This window comes from Paenibacillus donghaensis, assembly GCF_002192415.1.
In the GTDB taxonomy this organism is placed as follows: domain Bacteria; phylum Bacillota; class Bacilli; order Paenibacillales; family Paenibacillaceae; genus Paenibacillus_AQ; species Paenibacillus_AQ donghaensis.
The window spans coordinates 715,936-730,693 of sequence record NZ_CP021780.1 but is presented as its reverse complement, the minus strand read 5'-3'; the positions used below and the strand labels follow the sequence as shown (position 1 = coordinate 730,693).

The 14,758-nt window shown below is 43.1% G+C and carries 14 protein-coding genes; 4 read left to right on the top strand and 10 right to left on the bottom strand.

Annotated features, from left to right (window positions below; genetic code table 11):
* Window positions 1–31: 31 nt before the first annotated feature.
* Together B9T62_RS02920 and B9T62_RS02915 are read right to left on the bottom strand one after the other, a co-directional pair.
* Window positions 32–1,834 (bottom strand): glycosyltransferase, encoded by a 1,803-nt coding sequence (locus B9T62_RS02920; protein WP_087913889.1) that lies wholly within the window; start codon window positions 1,832–1,834, stop codon window positions 32–34.
* Window positions 1,835–1,855: 21 nt separating this feature from the next.
* The gene (locus tag B9T62_RS02915; RefSeq protein ID WP_245864323.1) at window positions 1,856–2,806 is read right to left on the bottom strand and encodes a glycosyltransferase family 4 protein; all 951 of its coding nucleotides are present in this window, start codon (window positions 2,804–2,806) and stop codon (window positions 1,856–1,858) included.
* A 227-nt stretch (window positions 2,807–3,033) separates the two neighbouring features.
* Here B9T62_RS02915 and B9T62_RS02910 point away from each other — a divergent pair, with 227 nt between their 5' ends.
* From B9T62_RS02910 to rfbG, 3 genes are read left to right on the top strand one after another with little or no spacing between them, the layout of a single operon-like run.
* Window positions 3,034–3,906, top strand: a complete 873-nt coding sequence (locus tag B9T62_RS02910) for a glycosyltransferase family 2 protein (RefSeq protein ID WP_087913887.1) — start codon at window positions 3,034–3,036, stop codon at window positions 3,904–3,906.
* 32 nt (window positions 3,907–3,938) lie between these two features.
* On the top strand, window positions 3,939–4,709 hold the full coding sequence (gene rfbF / locus B9T62_RS02905; RefSeq protein WP_087913886.1) for a glucose-1-phosphate cytidylyltransferase: 771 nt from the start codon (window positions 3,939–3,941) through the stop codon (window positions 4,707–4,709).
* Window positions 4,697–5,794 carry a CDP-glucose 4,6-dehydratase gene (rfbG, locus tag B9T62_RS02900; RefSeq protein ID WP_087913885.1) on the top strand — a complete coding sequence of 366 codons (1,098 nt, stop codon included), beginning with the start codon at window positions 4,697–4,699 and terminating at the stop codon, window positions 5,792–5,794. The genes rfbF and rfbG overlap by 13 nt, the downstream gene beginning before the upstream one ends.
* A gap of 89 nt (window positions 5,795–5,883) precedes the next feature.
* Here the strand turns inward: rfbG and B9T62_RS02895 are convergent, their stop codons facing one another.
* From B9T62_RS02895 to B9T62_RS02860, 8 genes are all read right to left on the bottom strand, one after another.
* The gene (locus B9T62_RS02895; protein ID WP_087913884.1) at window positions 5,884–6,822 is read right to left on the bottom strand and encodes an NAD-dependent epimerase/dehydratase family protein; all 939 of its coding nucleotides are present in this window, start codon (window positions 6,820–6,822) and stop codon (window positions 5,884–5,886) included.
* On the bottom strand, window positions 6,819–7,382 hold the full coding sequence (rfbC, locus tag B9T62_RS02890; protein ID WP_087913883.1) for a dTDP-4-dehydrorhamnose 3,5-epimerase: 564 nt from the start codon (window positions 7,380–7,382) through the stop codon (window positions 6,819–6,821). Before rfbC ends, B9T62_RS02895 begins: the two co-directional genes overlap by 4 nt.
* Before the next feature lie 22 nt (window positions 7,383–7,404).
* Window positions 7,405–8,430: a glucose-1-phosphate thymidylyltransferase gene (locus tag B9T62_RS02885; protein WP_087913882.1), complete on the bottom strand. Its 1,026-nt coding sequence runs from the start codon at window positions 8,428–8,430 to the stop codon at window positions 7,405–7,407.
* Entirely contained in the window at window positions 8,427–9,425 is a 999-nt protein-coding gene (locus tag B9T62_RS02880; RefSeq protein WP_087913881.1) for a hypothetical protein, read from the bottom strand. Before B9T62_RS02880 ends, B9T62_RS02885 begins: the two co-directional genes overlap by 4 nt.
* Before the next feature lie 88 nt (window positions 9,426–9,513).
* Window positions 9,514–10,374 carry a hypothetical protein gene (locus B9T62_RS02875; RefSeq protein WP_087913880.1) on the bottom strand — a complete coding sequence of 287 codons (861 nt, stop codon included), beginning with the start codon at window positions 10,372–10,374 and terminating at the stop codon, window positions 9,514–9,516.
* A 91-nt stretch (window positions 10,375–10,465) separates the two neighbouring features.
* Entirely contained in the window at window positions 10,466–11,458 is a 993-nt protein-coding gene (locus B9T62_RS02870; protein WP_087913879.1) for a phosphotransferase, read from the bottom strand.
* 220 nt (window positions 11,459–11,678) lie between these two features.
* Window positions 11,679–12,467, bottom strand: a complete 789-nt coding sequence (locus B9T62_RS02865) for a HipA family kinase (RefSeq protein ID WP_087913878.1) — start codon at window positions 12,465–12,467, stop codon at window positions 11,679–11,681.
* A 14-nt stretch (window positions 12,468–12,481) separates the two neighbouring features.
* Window positions 12,482–13,945: a hypothetical protein gene (locus tag B9T62_RS02860; RefSeq protein ID WP_157685424.1), complete on the bottom strand. Its 1,464-nt coding sequence runs from the start codon at window positions 13,943–13,945 to the stop codon at window positions 12,482–12,484.
* A gap of 173 nt (window positions 13,946–14,118) precedes the next feature.
* On the opposite strand from B9T62_RS02860, the gene B9T62_RS02855 reads away from it, so the two are divergent.
* Window positions 14,119–14,736, top strand: coding sequence for a glycosyltransferase family 2 protein (locus B9T62_RS02855; protein WP_342746155.1), 618 nt, complete (start codon window positions 14,119–14,121; stop codon window positions 14,734–14,736).
* Window positions 14,737–14,758 lie beyond the last annotated feature (22 nt).

Here is a 14,758-nt window from a genome sequence, read left to right as displayed (position 1 = left end):
AGCTAACAATCCGGAAACAAGAGTTACCCTCTTAATAATAATATTTTGATAACCGCTCAGACAACTCCAGCAATTTAGGAAAAGCTCCTAACTCCCTTATGACGTATAAGTCTTCTTCAAGGGCTTCGTTTTCTTGTTGACTGATTACCGAATCTGCAATAGGTAATGTGATTACACCATGCTGGCGTAAACGCGCAAGCAGTAGGTTGAACGCCCGGTCCAAATAGTAATGAAATGCCTCGAAACGATTCTTGTATATCGCCCGAATATTATTATATTCCGTCAGATATCCATTAAGTTCTGTTAATGTCACCCAGTCAGGCTCCATCGTCAAGGCCAGAAATTTAATCTCCATATCTTGGGGGTATTTTTCATGAAATCTCAAAAAGTTCTGACGGGACTGGATCATATTTTCTATGGGTGCAGAATGCTCCTGATGAAAATTAATAACCCCGTCATCATGGATGAATAGGGCCCCCTTTTTCACTGCTCGGTATCCAAACTCCCAATCCTCCCATCCAAATCCCATAAAGTGTTCGTCGAATCCACCAATTCCCTCAAAAAATCGTTTTGACATCGAGACATTGTTTGTAGTCATATTCATCCATGAATACTGAAATTGTTTAAATTTGCTGCCAAAAGTAAGAAGAATACTCTCGAAGTAATCACTACTTATACTCCATTGGTACAGGTGATTCAGATCAAACATCATTTCAAACGGTAATAACTGCACCGGAGTACTATCACTTTGCAAGAAATGTTCTATTAATGGGGCCGCGACAGGATGATCGGTATATATCTCCTTCATTTGCAGCTTCTGCTCGGGAGAATAATTCGGATCGGCAACGGTATATATGCGTCTCCCCCTCATTGATCCCGAAACAATCTTGCGTTCTCCAGTCCGATGATGAGTGACATGATTCATGACAAAATCCGGTCCGCATATCATTTCAGTGTCCAAAAATAATAAGATCTGCCCTGCAGCAATTCCAGCACCGGTATTACGGATTTTTGATCTTCCCGTGTTATTAAGCCGCTGTACATAAATGAACGAATAGCTGGGGTTCAACAAGTCATATATAGATTCCGTACTATCTTTAGAGCCGTCGTCCAGGAAGACAACCTCCATCTGCTGCTTTGGAAATTGTTGTTGATCCAGGCATAACAGAGAAAAATAATTCAGGGGACTGCGGTTATTAGAGGGCATAATCACACTCACTTCGGGATTTATGCTTATCCCTTGGCTTACGACGAGATTCCTTGCTGGATCACGGTAAAAATAAAGTCCTGTTTCATTCCCATTCAGACTCGAAAACATATTAGCGTTAATCTCATCTTTCGTCCTGGCAGTTGCCCATAACCGAAACTCCTTAACTTGGCCTTTAAAGGTACCGTAGACATGTCCTCCAAGACAAAGAGAAGGTCTGATTTTTTCGACATTACTGGGGGTGCTTTCTTCCTTAACCCATTCTCCGTTAATATACAGCTGCAGCCTTCTGTTGTCCAAAACGATGGCAACATGCTGCCAATCCGAAAAATCATACGCTAAAACGAGCCTCGCGGGAAGATGATTTATAGAATGTTCGTATACCGATATTCCATTTGTGCCCACTGAAATACCGCATCCTGCTGCTCCCACAGGATAGAAATCCGGTCCTACCAAATACTTTTTACCTTGTAACCCATCTTCCCCTACATTTTGTTCTTGGTCCAGCATCTGTTCCTCTTCTGCCATTACCCAAAATTCATAAGTGAAAGTGTTATAAATGTCGCACATTTTTTGAAATTTGATCCATCCGTTTCCTTCAAAATGTAACGTATCGTATTCATACATCTGAACACCTCCTTCCTTCTTCTATGTTAAGATTGCTTGTTGATACAGCTTCAAGTAATCATCCGTCATTCTTGATACAGAGAATCGCTCTTTAATATGGCTTCTAAGTTTCTCAGGGGAATAGGGAACTTCGTAATGGTAAAGTTTACGGGTCATTTCGGAGAGAGATTCACACATCATTTGTGGGAAATACTCCAGGATTTCTGGAACAGCCCCATTTGATAGAGCAAGTACAGGAGTACCACAGGCCATAGCTTCAATCATCACAAGCCCGAACGGTTCATTCCACTGTATTGGAAATAGAAGGCATTTGGCATGTTTTAGCAAGTCTTGACGAATGGTTTGGCCTACAGGACCCACATATTGCAGCTGGGGATTCTGCTTCAATCGAGGCGTTATTTCCTGAAGAAATAGCTCCTCGTCATGTATGGGTCCTGCCATAACCAAACGTTGTCCGGTTGCTTCAGCAAGATTCATGGCTTCAATAATCCCTTTCTCCCGAATCATCCTGCCCATAAACAGAAAATAATCTTCTTTTACAGAACTAAACTCGTATTCATCTAGGACAACCCCGTTGTGTATATAGTGTCCGTAACCACCCCCTATTACATTCAAGGCATTATAACTTACATAAACTGGAAATTTAACGTTATTGCGAACAGGCAGGTGAATGGTGTGCACCGTTGGAATGTTGACTCCAATAGGGTTGAACACAGAATTAAACGTATGATCATGAATCACATCAATGTCATGGGGAAGAGTTTCTAATATATAGGAAACTATAGGCTCATCGCCTATAAATGGATAGGGAATCACTGACCCCGAAATATGACTTCCAAATGGAGCGTAGAGTATTACATCATGTCCCCGCCGGCTTAATTCTTGAGCAAGATCATAGACTATTCGTTCCGTTCCCCCATCCTTCTGTGGAGGAACCGCTTCGTGATTCGGCGCTATCTGCAATATCCTCAAGTCAAACCCTCCTAAATGAGCATTGTTCATGGTCACTATTATAAATTGAGCATGTTTATCATCTACTAAGCATCATATGACATCTATCCCGCCCCTGCATAAGGTGTCTGCCTATAAATGAAAATAATCCTCTTGCAAAATCTGGCCAAATATATTTGATCGCCTGGTACAGTTGTCCGTGTCTATATTCCTTATATAAGAATCTACTGTAAAAGGAGGAAAACAACATGGCGAATCTTTCCGTTTTGATGCCGGTGTATAATGCATCCCATTATTTGAGTAATGCGATAGAAAGCATCTTATTACAAAGCTATACTGATTTCGAGCTTATCGTCATTAACGACGGATCAACCGATAGCAGCCTTGAGATCATTCATCACTATTCTGATCCTCGTATTAAACTGATCAATAATCCGGAAAACCTTGGAATTGTTTCAAGTCTTAACCGTGGATTCAGTGCTGCCACAGGAACTTTTATTGCCAGGATGGATGCGGATGATTACAGCCTGCCGAATCGTTTCATGGCACAACTTCAGTTCATGGACTTACACCCAGAAATTGGCGTCTGCGGGACACAGTTCCGAATTATGGATAACTCAGAAGTTAGAATGCAAACCTCGACGCTCCCTTTGGATCCAGATATCCTTTCCTGTTCCCTGCTGCTCAATTGTTGTCTAGCGCATCCTACCACAATGATAAGGAGGCATGTTCTAGAAAAGCTTACCGGTCCACTGTATGATCCATCCTACCAGCATGCAGAAGACTATCACTTATGGGCGAGACTCTCAGAAATAACGCGGATCGCCAACTTGGAAGAATGTTATCTGCATTACCGCCACCATAACGATCAAATCAGCAGAACGAAGGGCTCTGAACAACTTGAACAAGCAGATCGAATCCGTCTGGATCTGATCAAAGGACTAGGAATTGTCCCAACTCAAGAGGAGTGGGAGCTGCACTTGAATTTATGCAATTTGAGGAAAAGCTCAGAATTGTCTGAACGGGAATGGATTCATAAACTATTACACATAAATCTGATAACAAGAAGGTATAACCAAGTAGCACTGATGCTTGTGTTGAACAATGCATGTAGAGGATAAGATGAAGCTGATAGTGAAAGGGGATATCCGGAATGAAGGTCGTAATTCTTGCAGGCGGATATGGAACGCGAATCAGTGAAGAATCGCATCTTCGGCCCAAACCGATGATTGAGATTGGAGAAAAGCCCATCCTATGGCATATCATGAAATTGTATTCCCATTTTGGATTTAATGATTTTGTGATATGTCTAGGTTATAAGGGTTATTATGTAAAAGAATATTTCTCCCATTATTACCTGCACAATTCTGATATCACTTTTGATTATACCAATCAAAATAACGTTACTGTTCATCAGCATAAGGCAGAACCCTGGAAAGTAACCCTTGTTGATACGGGGCTGGAAACCATGACTGGCGGGCGGTTGAAAAGAGTTGCCCATTACATTGGAAACGAGACTTTTATGATGACTTATGGTGATGGCCTCTCCTCAATCGACCTTGCTGCCTTGCTGGAATTCCATCATAGCCACAATAAAACAGCCACTGTAACCGTAACCCAGCCTCCCGGTAGATTCGGGGCGATGCAATTGAATCAACAGAGCAGGGTTGAGGCATTCATGGAGAAGCCGAAAGGAGACAACTCGTGGATTAATGCCGGCTTCTTCGTATTGGAGCCTGAAGTATTCCAATATATTGAAGGCGACCATACGGTGTTCGAGAAGAAACCATTAGAAAACATGGCACGTAACGGCGAGCTTATGGGTTATAAATTCGAAGACTTTTGGCAGCCAATGGATACTTTAAGAGATAAAAATTATTTGGACCAGCTTTGGAAATCGGGGAATGCCCCTTGGAAAAAATAAACTTTTGGAAAGACAAAAAAGTATTTATTACTGGTCACACGGGTTTTAAAGGCTCTTGGTTATCTATTTGGCTACATCAGCTTGGAGCCAAGATCACCGCCTATTCAACCGCTCCTCCAACCGTTCCCAGTTTATATCAAATCAGTAATGCCGATCAGCTTCTCACTTCCGTCATAGGAGATATAAGAGACGCCTATCTCCTGCAGAGGACCATGCGCGATGCTGATCCGGACATTGTTTTTCATCTTGCTGCCCAGCCACTCGTTAGAGAATCCTATATAAATCCCGTGGATACGTATGCTGTAAACGTGTTAGGTACCGTGAATGTACTCGAAGCCATACGGCAGAACAATCTTCTAGGTGCCGGGATTAAAGCTCTCGTCAATGTTACGACAGATAAGTGTTACGATAACAAGGAGTGGCTCTGGGGGTATAGGGAGAGTGACCCTCTGGGAGGCTTTGACCCTTATTCCAACAGCAAAGCCTGCTCCGAATTAATCACCTCCTGTTATCGGAATTCCTTCTTCAATCCTCATCGCTACCAGGAGCATGGCGTAGCTATCGCATCCGCTAGAGCAGGCAATGTGCTCGGAGGCGGAGACTGGGCAAGTGAACGGCTTATTCCAGACTGCTTCAAATCCTTCTGTAACCAGGCCCCTCTTGTCATAAGAAGTCCTAATTCAATACGACCATGGCAGCATGTGCTTGAGCCGCTAAGCGGTTATCTGCTCCTAGGGCAGCGGCTACTGGAAGAAGGAATACGTTATGCGGATTCATGGAACTTCGGACCGGAGGAACAGGATGCAAAAAGCGTGGAATCGGTCGTCCGCCGTTTCTGTAGTTTATGGGGAGAAGGTGCAGTCTATGAGACCCAGCCTGATAACAGGCTCCATGAAGCAGCTGCACTAAGATTAGATTGCTCCAAGGCAAAACTTCAACTGGGATGGCATCCCCGCTGGGATTTGGATACGGCGCTGATCAACACCGCCGCTTGGTATAAGGCATACTTAAACCAGGAAGATATGCTGGAAATATGCCGCAGACAGATAAGGCAGTTTGAACAATCCACTTACAAATACAAATAACAAATAGTGTATAGAACGTAAACATAGCAGCCTTCCTCTTCATTTAGGGGAAGGCTGCTTGAGGTTTCTTGTATCAAGTTCTTCATTATTCATTCATGGTTATGCTCAAGATCGCGGAAGATCAATTGGATTTGTCTCCGGAGCTCTTCTTTTCCATGCTGTTCTTTATATCCGTATCGGTTTTCCAATTTGTCGAGAGAGATTATAAACCTGTTCTCCTGTTGGGGTTGATCTCCATGCGTCAGCAGTAGAACCCTTTGTGCATACATCTCATCGTGTACTTCCTTCACCAATAGTGCTACATCCAAAATTGTCATATGATACTTGGAACCGATATTCAGGGTATCGTATGATGAGGGGAAATTACCAAGAACAGCTATTGTTGCCCCTGCTACATCATCCACACTGACAAAATTTCGCCGTTGCCTACCCGTGGATTGCAAAGTAATCGTTTTGTCGACGAAAGCCTCCCTGCAGAAGCAAGCCGGAACCAAACTCCAGCGGTTTACGGTCGGATGTGCGAAGTGGCCGTATACATTCGTTGGTCTAACGCTGACCGCTTTAAGCAGCCCTTTCCTTGCGTACATTTCGGTGTAGATTTCAGCCATCATATGGTTCGCCGCATAGTCATTTTCTGGATAAAAAGGTGACTCCTCCGTGATCAATCCTTGCAACTCCGAGCCCAGTACCTGTATGGTCGAAAAGAATATCACATGATCAATCGAATTATTAACCGCAAAATCCAGTACGTTTTTTGTTCCAATTACGGACAGCTTTATTCCTTCCCGCCCGTTTTTGGACAAGATATCGTTGGCTGCTGCAAGATGAACAACAGCATCCGCACTAATACGGGTGTCAGGTAAACGCTCTGAAAGCACATCTGCTTCAACATCCTGATAACCCGTGCAATAACCTTCCGCATTAGGTAGTTTATGGAACATACGGACTACCTCGTGCCCTTCCTTATGAAGCTGATCACATAAGCTACTCCCGATGAATCCCCCTGCTCCGAAAACAATATATTTCATGCAGAATCAATCCCTCTGTTTTGTGAAATAAATAGATCCAATGTAGGCAGATTTTTATCTTTTTCAGAAAGAAGCGGCGTTTGGGTCGGCCATTTGATGGCAAGTGAAGGATCGTCCCAGCGGATACCGCCCTCTGCGGAGGGAGTATATACCTGATCCACTTTGTACTGTACCGTACAGTAATCACAAAGCGTGCAGAAGCCGTGTGCAAATCCCCGTGGAATATAGACCATAGATCGATTATCCTCGGATAGGATAAGGCTGTCCCACTGCCCATAAGTTGGGGAATCCTTACGTAAGTCAGCAAAAACATCCAAAACTGCACCGGACACAACTCTTAAGAGCTTGCTCTCTGTAAAGGGCGTATATTGAAAGTGCATTCCCCTAATCGTCCCTTTTTTCAACGAAACCGATTGATTCTCCTGGATCCATTTCCGATGAATACCGTACTCTGAGAAGATGGATTCATCGTAAGATCTCATAAACAAACCCCGATTATCGTAAAAAGAAGACAATTGGATTTCAAAAACACCCTCCAGCCTCTTAGGAATGATTATCATCTTTTCCACTCCCTCTAATGGATCAATGTTTCGGCCAAATACACTGTGACAGGTCACCAAGAATAAAAGGCTCTTTGTGGGAATCTCCAAAAGTGGTAAGCCTTGTTTTTTCTCCAAATATACCGCTGACATAGTTTTGTCGGGTCCCGCTGATTGTAACATCCTGCAGCAGAACACTATGCTCCATGTGACATTCCTCTAATGTAGCTCCGGACATTACTGACACGTAAGGGCCTATCGTACAATTCTTTAACATACAGCCTGAGCTAATGATCACCGGTGAATTTATCGTACAGTTAATAAGAATCGCGTCAGCAGAGATGATATTGGTATCATTGCACACTTCATCCATCATCCACTTATTTGCCTCCAACCATCGCTCCGGATTGCCTACATCGGAACAATGTTGGCTTGTAATCACGTAAGCAACCTTATCTTTCTGATCAATTAACCGTTGGATGGCATCTGTTATTTCCAACTCTCCCCGTTTTGAGGCCGTCAAGACCCGAATACAATTAAAGATTTCGTTTTTAAAAGCATATACGCCAACTACAGTCAGATTACTTTTCGGGAACTCCGGCTTCTCCTCCAGCCTTATTATTTCATTATCGTTAATTTCCGCTACACCATATTGCTGTGGATTATTCACTTTAGTCAGCAGGAGACAGGCAGTTGAATGTTTAAGCTGATCTATCAGCATATCCAATGGCTCCTTGACCAAATTATCACCAAGCATCAGAATAAAGTCATTTTTTCCAATAAAAGATTCAGCTGCTGCTACTGCATCTGCAATCCCTTTCGGCTCATTCTGATAAATATAGGTCAGGGAAACCCCAAAACATTCCCCTTTTCCGGCTAAGCTGCAAATCAGGGGTTCCTGAGATGGATGAATGACGATCCCAATGTCACGAATTCCTTTATCTGCGAGCTTCTCAATTGCATAAAACAATATGGGTTTGTTTGCAACAGGAAGCAGCGTTTTCGGCCGAGAGAAAGTAAATGGTTTTAGACGTGTGCCTTTACCCGCACAAACGATCAAACCCTTCACGAGTAACCCTCCTCCTTACGGGAATAAGCGCCGAATCTGGTTTGAAACGGATTAGAGCCAGATTCAAAGGACTGAATATCGCTCCCATAAGCTTTCCTTTCTTCCACCAATATTGGAGTGCCGTCCAAGTAATAGTCGTAACTCCAAGGCACATCAGAAAGCTCTTCCTTACCCATAGTGTTCAGTTCTTCCTCATAAAGCTGAAGTAAATAATACAGTGGATTACTTTTGTCGGGTATCCACATGTCCATACAATATTGCAGCATCCCATGCATACCGGAATAGTGATAGCACACGAATGGATAATCATTGTCCAACCAATAGCGACCGTCTTCCTCCCTGACGATTTTCCGGCATCTTTCATGCAAGTTCCATGCGGCAATATTGTATCCAGGATGCTTCCATATTTTGATATCAAATAATGCGGGAGCTAAATCCACCCATTTTTGATCGACAAAAAAAGGAGCGTGATAATAACAGTAACTGTACAGTCGTTGTCCCCACCATTCTAAAAAGCGAAAGGTATCTTCCGATCTGCGAAACGCCATAAAACCGGTATTAAAAATCCCGTGTTGGATATAGCCAAGAGGTTCAGGGTTTGGTTCAATACGGTGAGGGGATAAGAGGATATTGTGGTGTTCTAAGGCAACTAAAAGATCGTCAAAGGGAGCATAGGCAATGATATCGGTATCCATAAATACAACATTCTGCTCATGCGTGTACCGGTCAAATAAAGAACGAAGGAACATGGGTTTGATTGAGGTTACCGCCTCAAGCAGACTATATTTAAAGATACTCCCTTCAAAGTGGGGAATTCCAAGATCTTTGGCCAGAACGACCTCATCAAACCATGGGACATCCACAGCTGCTGGATGAATCGTTTGCTCCATCAAACAGATGACTACCGAGGCATACGGCATGTGGTATTTGACGGCTCTTGCCATCATCTTGGCCTCATGTAGATTGTCCGCACAAGTCACTGATGAGATTATCATGAAGTTCCTCCTTCTTAAGAAACATTAATAGAACTCGCTGTTGTTCGACAAAGCAAAAGGGTTTTCCACTAACAAACGGCGCATTTTTTCAGTCCGATAACGGGATCATATGGGATAGCCATTCCTTATAATCATTCCACAAAATTGTGTAAGTTGTATGGTCTGGAACTAACTTCTCCAGGCAATAATCTAGCAGACCCAGAAAATTACTGAGATTTGTGCAGCAAAGTGGAACGCGATTCGTTAAAAGGTATTGACCGTTTTCCTGGTACAGCTTTCTGCTGCTTTCGTGTAGATTCCAAAAGGCCAGCTGGTAACCTGGATGCCTTAAAATACCGGCATTAAAGTAGGCTGGGACGAAATTAAGATAAGGTTGGTCGGTAAAAATAGTATTTGACTGCCCCTCAAAGTCGCCTGCAATGATATTCAGCCACCAATTCGCAAAGCTACGTCCCTCTTGGCTATTCTTCACGGCTACCAAACCACTGTGGAACGTACCATCTTGAAGAGTACCAATTTCACGGGAGCAGTCCCAAGGCTCTGAAGGCTCGAGATGATGGGGGGTTAATACAACATCATAGTGGCTCAGCATTTGCTCAAGCTCTGTAAGGGGCTTAAACACATACATGGTCGGATCAAAATAAACAATGTGCTGCTCCTCCGGGTAGGCTTCTAGCAAATATTTGATCAACTGCCCTTTCATTGCTGCAGCGCATTGGAGAGAGTTAAACTTGAATATATAGCGTTCAAAGTCCTTAAATCCGACATAGTCTGAAAGTTCTTTAGCCGTAAATATCCGGTCAATCTCTGGTAAATACCCGTCTTTACTAATATTCTCTTCGACCACACAAACAGCTATTTTGACATGAGGCATATGTTGTTTGACCGAATTCGCCATCAGGATTGCCTTTGGCAAGCCGGACATAGTAACGACCGTCCCGATAATCAATTTCACTCTCTCCTTTTCCTGGACGATTTGGAATAACAATCCCCTACTGCAGTATATAGAAAGAACAGTAAATCGGCACGACACCTGCCCCCTAATGATTAAATAAATTAGATAGTTGCAGGAAATAAACGGTTTTGTCATACTCTCTTTGTAAATAAGCTGTCACATCATCCAAGGACATATTTCTGTATCCACCTTTATCTAAAAAGCGGGAAAAGCTATGGGGAAAAGCTATATCGAAATACATAAGCTCAATTTGGTTGTCGTTCAACGGATTTTCCCGGAGGTAAAAACTCAGAAGATGATCAAACCAGACAGGATCCCAACCTTTTCGCCGATTCATAATACCTTGCAAAAAACGGCCTATATCTTTGGAGGGATAGTCATATCGAATGAATTCAAAGTCGATAACATATAGGCTTGTACCCACCGTCAAAACATTGTCGCTATGAAAGTCGCCGTGACACAAAAAGTGCTTTTGGAGAGGAGCATCGATCCAGCTTTTAAAAAAGGCATGATGTTCAAGCCGTTCAACCAACTCCTGTCCTACTTGCTGAAAAAAATTAATATAGGACAGGATCATCTTTTTTTTAGACGCTCTAGAGTTTCCATACCGGTGCGCCCACTGCCTCATAGAGGATAATTTCCTCAGATAAGTGCTAAGCCACTGCCTTTCCTCACAACTGTATGGTCCATGTTTCGAAAGGAAGCCGAGCGAAGAGGAATGCATTTGCCCAAGAAGAGCTGCTCTACGAGTCACTACCTCTATTGTTGTTGGAGGAACCGGGCCACCCTGCAATTTTTCTTGCAGGACATAACGGTCGCCTTCCCACAGAAAATAAGGTGTACCCGTGAGAGTGGGAAAGATATTGGGTATATGAATTCCCTGCAAACGCAGGAAGTGTTCGGCTTCCAAGATAAACTGGAGGCGTTGTTCACTGGTAAAAATACTTTTCAGAACATAATCACCCTGTAGTGACTTCACAGCCAGAACCAGCGTTCGCCCCGTTTTATGAAGAATTTCGAATTCATAGAATGTTATCCCATATTGTGTTGAAGCGGTTTGCAGCAACTGGTGAAACATAAAGAATCACCTCGTCATGCTTAATTGGAAGTCTGTTACGAAAAAACGGCCTCTTCCGGGTCGGAAGAGGCCGGCTACCTAAATTAGTGGTCGTCGTCGCTAGATGAAGAGCTAGAATTCGAGTGGGAGTCGGAATACTGTTATTAAATGCTCGGACCAAGCAAATGTAACGGCTAATAATCTAGTTATTCGCCATATTTTGTGCGATTTCCCTTGAATATTAACCGTCATCCTTCTGCGTCCAGATCGGGAAATGGTCCCTTAACTCCTCCAAAGCATTGCGAACCAGTTTCCTCCTGCATAGTAAAAAGTCAATCAAATCAGTCACATCTTCCCGGGAGATACCCCACTGTTTAGGAAGCCCCTTTACCGCTTGAATAACCGTTTTTTCGCTAATTTTTTCAACTAACGAGACATAATGACCGAACGGATCCGGACTATCAATAAAAGGAACAAATACTTCATATATAGGACCCCAGAATATATCCATTTTATTAGCATCGTCCATAAATTCATTCTTGTTCCAATCCGGGCCAAAAAAAGCATCCGAGTGATCTATCATTTGAATTTTCTGTTGATCTGGTAAATATAATAGATTGTCTTGCGCGATATGCCGATCCCAATTATTGATCCAATGATCAAATACAATCATCCCAGCTGAATGATATAGATTTTTACACAATGCCAAATTGTGTTTCTTAAATAAGGTGGTTCCTTGCTCGAAATATAAACTGCCAAGATGCAAACCTGCAGGGATATCCAAGCTTTTCAGAGCAGGGAACACATCCAGAAGGTCCTTTGTTATCTGAACAATACGGTAGGGTGCAATGGGCAATCCAAGCCATTGTCCTAGACGATAAGCGATCAGCTCGTTGGCCAAAATACCAGGACCGGCACGATTATTAATGAATTTCACAACATAGGTTTGACCATCCTCACATTTGAACAAATGCGGGAGTGTCCACCCCTGATTCACGGGTCTGATGTATTGCACAGCCAGGATGGTCATCGGTCACCAACCTCTTAATCGTAAGGTCCAAACCACTCCCAGCTATTGTGGTCGTCCCTAACGTAGAATTGATACTTGCCCTCTTCACAAGCAATTACTGTCAATTGTTTCTCATTGTTCTCTACTAAGATTACTTCGTTATAGTGCTCTGTGCCGAATACTGCCGGGCCAAACCAAGGGTGCGTGGGATCGTCGTTGTTTCTCCACCAATGACCAAGGCCCCCCTTCTTCATCGGGGCAACCACCTCGAAATTACCATTGCTGCTCTCCAGAAAAGCAGGCATTCCCGTGACACCTTCCGCAAATTGTTCAGATTGGCACCACTCACCGCTATGCTCATCTCTCCAATAATGCACAAGCCCGTTATTGCTTCGACATACCGCTTCAAGATTACCGAATCTACTCTCAAGCGCTGTTAATCCCTTGATCTTTCCGTCTCCAAATACATAAGGGCCAAACAAGACATCTTTAGTTCTACCTGATTGATTTTCCCTCCAGTAAAGCAGCCCTTTTTCCTCTGAGGCGGCAAGCCACTCTATTTTTGTGCCATTATATTTGCTTCTACGAATAAAAAAAGGCATTTCACCGAGATATTCTTCCATAAATCGTTCTTGATAATCGGGATTCCGCTGGATCTTCCGTTTCATAGCCTCCCGGATAAAGCTTCTTGTTTCATCTTTAAGGTTCCGATAGACCGGATGAATGAGATAGCATTCTGCCTGAACATTCACAAGACTGATTATTTCATCAAGCGGAAAGTGCGGCCGATAACGAATGGTTGATGCAACATCCTCCCGGTAAGCATGCAATTTATAGCCCAGCCGTTCAACTATCGTAGCAAAGACAAGCTCATCCACTCCGAAGGCCCTTGTAGCACGGAGGTTACTCTTTAACAATTCATACTGGTCATCATGTAATAAATGAAGGACCAGTTTCCTGCTGTAAACTTGCCCTACGTTAAAGGACTCCCTATAAGGCTCGTTCCCGAGCAGAGGGATCCAACGATTGATTTCCTGCCTAAGTTGTACTAGGCAATAAAAATCATCATCTGGGATTTTCGTACCGATTCCCAGGTAATCCTTGTCTTTCATCTCGTTTAGAATGTACTGCTCAAAACCTTCACTGGAAAACAAAACATCAGAATCCAGATTGATCAGTAAATCGTAGGAATAATTAATGTCCTCCAGCCACTCCATAACTTCTAACATGTATATTGCGGTTACCCCGTAATATAATTTTCTGCTAGTCGGGCATACCAAATATCCCAGACCATTGCATAATTCCGGATCATCTCCACCGTTATACAAGACAACAGAGCTGTTAGGACAGTAACAGCGGATATTGTCTAATAAATCGAAGATCACTTCTCGGCGATTATGCACCAATACGGCAAAACAGATTGTCTGACGAGAATAGTTCGTGTACTCAGAATACGTTGAATAATCCGTATATTCAGTGTAATCACTGCTTTCTGTCACATTTAATCACCTTCCTTATGTTGTGCCGCTGTTATTGTATGGCTAATCCTCAATTTTGATTGGGCAATAGCACATTTCCCCATTAACTTTAGTAAAAAAAATATACGTATATCCCAATCAACTATTTATTTTAGATCATATGGTGAAAAGAACTGGAAAGGAGAGGATTGATTGTGTTGCTTGCACGTATCGACCAGCTTGTAAGTATCGTGGTCCCCTGCTTTAACGCGGAATCTTACATTGAGGACTGTCTAGATCATTTATTCGACCAAATCTACCCAAGTACAGAAATCATCGTCGTGGATGATGCATCAACGGACGGAACTGTCGATCGTATCCAATTGTGGTTGGCTCGCCGGCGATTTCCCCGCTTCACGCTGCTTCAGTTGCCTCGTAATATAGGGTTTTCTGGTTCTCTAACAACGGGGCTGTTCATGGCGTACGGAGAATATATCGCAATTCACGATGCAGATGACTACTCTCATCCTGAAAGGATTAGTAAGCAGGTCGAGTTTCTAATGAACCATCCCCAGATTAGTATGGTTGGCACGAACTATATGGCTTTTGAAGATAACGACATTCTAAAACAAACCCCGTCGAATTGGCTAAGCTATGGTGAGGATATCCCTAAGAGATATGCAATAGGAGAGCACTGCGTCTCTCATCCGACTATTTTATTTCGAGGCAGTGTATTCGATCGTATGGGGGGCTCTCACGGAATATTAATGGAGCCGAAGATTATGAATTTATTGCCAAATGCATTTCTCAAGGCATCCAGGTCGATAACCTAAGGGAGACCCTGTATTATTACCG

What these genes read in the sequence shown, in the direction of transcription:
- B9T62_RS02920 (WP_087913889.1), bottom strand. Translation starts at nt 1,834, where the DNA reads ATGTATGAATACGATACGTTACATTTTGAAGGAAACGGATGGATCAAA.
- B9T62_RS02910 (WP_087913887.1), top strand. Translation starts at nt 3,034, where the DNA reads ATGGCGAATCTTTCCGTTTTGATGCCGGTGTATAATGCATCCCATTAT.
- rfbF (WP_087913886.1), top strand. Translation starts at nt 3,939, where the DNA reads ATGAAGGTCGTAATTCTTGCAGGCGGATATGGAACGCGAATCAGTGAA.
- B9T62_RS02895 (WP_087913884.1), bottom strand. Translation starts at nt 6,822, where the DNA reads ATGAAATATATTGTTTTCGGAGCAGGGGGATTCATCGGGAGTAGCTTA.
- rfbC (WP_087913883.1), bottom strand. Translation starts at nt 7,382, where the DNA reads ATGATAATCATTCCTAAGAGGCTGGAGGGTGTTTTTGAAATCCAATTG.
- B9T62_RS02880 (WP_087913881.1), bottom strand. Translation starts at nt 9,425, where the DNA reads ATGATAATCTCATCAGTGACTTGTGCGGACAATCTACATGAGGCCAAG.
- B9T62_RS02870 (WP_087913879.1), bottom strand. Translation starts at nt 11,458, where the DNA reads ATGTTTCACCAGTTGCTGCAAACCGCTTCAACACAATATGGGATAACA.
- B9T62_RS02865 (WP_087913878.1), bottom strand. Translation starts at nt 12,467, where the DNA reads ATGACCATCCTGGCTGTGCAATACATCAGACCCGTGAATCAGGGGTGG.